Source organism: Pseudomonas sp. HMWF006 (assembly GCF_003061205.1).
Lineage (GTDB): Bacteria > Pseudomonadota > Gammaproteobacteria > Pseudomonadales > Pseudomonadaceae > Aquipseudomonas > Aquipseudomonas monsensis.
The window spans coordinates 1096-4300 of record NZ_QAIU01000478.1 but is presented as its reverse complement, the minus strand read 5'-3'; the positions used below and the strand labels follow the sequence as shown (position 1 = coordinate 4300).

The 3205-nt window shown below is 62.7% G+C and carries 3 protein-coding genes; all 3 read right to left on the bottom strand.

Going from position 1 to position 3205, the window contains the following annotated elements; translation table 11 throughout:
* On the bottom strand, nt 1-656 hold a 656-nt coding region (locus DBR24_RS20860), incomplete at its 3' end, for an enoyl-CoA hydratase-related protein (protein WP_128615702.1).
* 62 nt (nt 657-718) lie between these two features.
* Nucleotides 719-1846, bottom strand: a complete 1128-nt coding sequence (locus DBR24_RS20855; RefSeq protein WP_123468892.1) for an acyl-CoA dehydrogenase — start codon at nt 1844-1846, stop codon at nt 719-721.
* Between the two features lie 141 nt (nt 1847-1987).
* Nucleotides 1988-3181 carry an acetyl-CoA C-acyltransferase gene (locus DBR24_RS20850; protein ID WP_128615701.1) on the bottom strand — a complete coding sequence of 398 codons (1194 nt, stop codon included), beginning with the start codon at nt 3179-3181 and terminating at the stop codon, nt 1988-1990.
* Nucleotides 3182-3205: the final 24 nt, after the last annotated feature.

The window sequence follows — 3205 nt, the reverse complement described above, 5'->3', positions numbered from 1 at the left end:
AGGTTGACCTCAAAGGCACGGTTGACGCTTTCCTTGACCATCATCGCAATCGGCAGCGACTTGCCGGCAATCACCGCGGCGACCTTCAGCGCTTCGTCGAGCAACTCATCACTCGGCACGATCCGTGCGACGATGCCGCAACGCTCGGCTTCCACCGCGTCGATCATGCGCCCGCTCAAGCACATTTCCATGGCCTTGGCCTTGCCCACGGCACGGGTCAGGCGCTGGGTGCCGCCCATGCCCGGAAGCACGCCAAGGTTGATTTCCGGCTGACCGAATCTGGCGTTGTCACCGGCCAGGATGAAGTCGCACATCAGCGCCAATTCGCAGCCGCCACCGAGGGCGAAGCCGTTGACTGCCGCAATGATCGGCTTGCGACGGTTGGCGACGCGATCGCTGTCGCTGAACAGATCATCCATGTAGATCTGCGGGTAAGTCAGCTCGGCCATTTCCTTGATGTCGGCACCGGCAGCGAAGGCTTTTTTCGAACCGGTGATAACGATGCAGCCGATGTTCGCATCCGCTTCCAGGCCATCGAGGGCGTGATTCACTTCGCTGACCAGTTGCGCATTCAGGGCGTTCAGCGCCTGGGGGCGGTTCAGGGTGATCAGGCCGACACGGTCGTGGACTTCCAGCAGAATCGTTTCGTAGCTCATATAAAACTCCGGAATGCTTGCACTGCAGGAACTGCCCGCGGCAGCTCCTGCAGAGGGTGGATTTAAAGGTTTCGAGAGATGACCATGCGCTGAATGTCGCTGGTGCCTTCGTAGATCTGGCAGACGCGCACGTCGCGGTAAATGCGCTCCAGCGGGAAGTCGTTGAGGTAACCGTAACCGCCCAGCGTCTGCAACGCCATTGAGCAGACCTTCTCGGCCATTTCCGAGGCGAACAGTTTCGCCATCGAGGCTTCGACCAGTGCTGGTTGGCCGCTGTCACGCAGGGCGGCGGCGTAATGCACCATTTGCCGGGCGACGGCGATCTGCGTGGCCATGTCGGCCAAGCGGAAGGCAACGGCCTGGTGTTCGATGATCGGCTTGCCAAAGGTGTCGCGTTCACGGGCGTAATCGCGCGCCGCTTCGAACGCGGCACGGGCCATGCCCACCGCTTGCGAAGCGATGCCAACGCGCCCGCCTTCAAGGTTGGCCAGGGCAATCTTGTAGCCCTCTCCCTCTTCGCCCAAACGGTTGGCCACCGGCACTTTCACGTCTTCGAAAAGAATCTGGCAGGTGTCGGACGCGTGCTGGCCGAGCTTGTCTTCGACCCGGGCGACTTTATAGCCCGGCGAATCGGTAGGCACGATAAACGCGCTGATTCCGCGTTTGCCGGCGCTCGGGTCGGTCACCGCAAACACGATCACGATCCCGGCGTTCTGCCCGGAGGTGATGAACTGTTTGCAGCCGTTGAGCACATAGTGATCGCCCTCCAGCCGTGCGCGGGTTTTCAGGCTGCTGGCGTCGGAGCCGGCCTGCGGCTCGGTCAAGGCGAAAGCGCCGAGCATGGCGCCGCTGGCCAGCGGCTTGAGGAAGCGCTCGCGCTGATCGTCGTTGCCGAACTTGAGGATCGGCACGCACCCCACCGAGTTGTGCACGCTCATGATGGTCGAGCAGGCGCCGTCGCCGGCAGCGATTTCTTCCAGGGCCATGGCGTAGGCCAGATAGCCGGTGTCACAGCCGCCCCACTGCTCCGGCACGAGCATGCCGAAAAAGCCCAGCCCGGCCATTTCGCCGATGGCTTCCTTGGGGAAACGGTGCTCGCGATCCCACTCGGCGGCGAACGGTTTCAGGCGTTCCTCGGCAAACTGCCGGGCCATGTCGCGGATCTGGGTTTGGTCTTCGTTGGGAATCATGGTGAATCCTTAATCAGGGTTGCAACACAGAACCCTGTGGGAGCGGGCTTGCCCGCGATGACGGAGTGTCATGTGGCCGATACGTTCACTGACACGGCCCCATCGCGGGCAAGCCCGCTCCCACAGGGACGAGTGTCAACTTCAATAGACGCATTCCAGCGCCATGGCCGTGGCTTCACCACCGCCGATGCAGATCGCCGCAATCCCGCGTTTCAGGCCTTTCTGGCGCAGGGCCGAGAGCAAGGTCACCAGAATCCGCGCGCCCGAGGCGCCAATCGGGTGGCCCAGCGCGCAGGCACCGCCATGCACATTGAGTTTGTCGTGGGGGATTTCCAGATGGGTCATCGCCGCCATCGCCACCACGGCGAACGCTTCGTTGATTTCAAACAGATCGACCTGATCCAGCGCCCAATCGGTCTTCTTCACCAGCTTCTTGATCGCACCGATCGGCGCCACCGGGAACAGGCCCGGGGTGTCGGCAAACGCCGCATGGCCGTGAATCACCGCCAGCGGCTTGAGGCCAAGTTTCTGTGCTTGCGACTGGCGCATCAGCACCAGAGCCGCAGCGCCGTCAGAGATCGAGCTGGAGTTCGCTGCCGTCACCGTGCCGCCTTCGCGGAACGCCGGTTTCAGCGAGGCAACCTTGTCCAGTTTGGCTTTCGGCGGCTGCTCGTCGTTGCTGATCAGCACCTGCTCTTTACCGACAGTCACGGTCAGCGGCACGATCTCGGCCTTGAAGCTGCCGTCCTTGATTGCCTGCTGGGCGCGGGTAGTCGAGGCAATGGCAAAGGCGTCCTGCGCTTCACGGCTGAAGTCGTTGGTTTCGGCGCAGTCTTCGGCGAAGGTGCCCATCAGGCGGCCCTTGTCGTAGGCGTCTTCGAGGCCGTCGAGGAACATCGAATCCAGCACCCGGCCATGGCCCATGCGGTAACCAGCGCGGGCGCGGTCCAGCAGGTATGGCGAGTTGGACATGCTTTCCATGCCGCCGGCGATCACGACGTCGGCGCTGCCGGCCAGCAACATGTCGTGAGCCAGAATGGTGGTTTCCATGCCGGAGCCGCACATCTTGTTGACTGTGGTGCAGCGGGTGGATTTGTCCAGCCCGGCACCGAGTGCTGCCTGACGTGCCGGCGCCTGGCCGAGGCCAGCCGGCAACACGCAACCGAACAGCACCTCGTCGACCGCGTCGCTGGCAACTCCGGCGCGTTCAACGGCGGCTTTGATCGCCGCAGCACCGAGTTGCGGGGCGCTGAGACTTTTCAGTTCGCCCTGGAAACCGCCCATCGGCGTGCGGACGGCGCTGACGATAACAATCGGATCATTGGAAATAGTCATGACAAATCCTCCTTACTTGGCGGC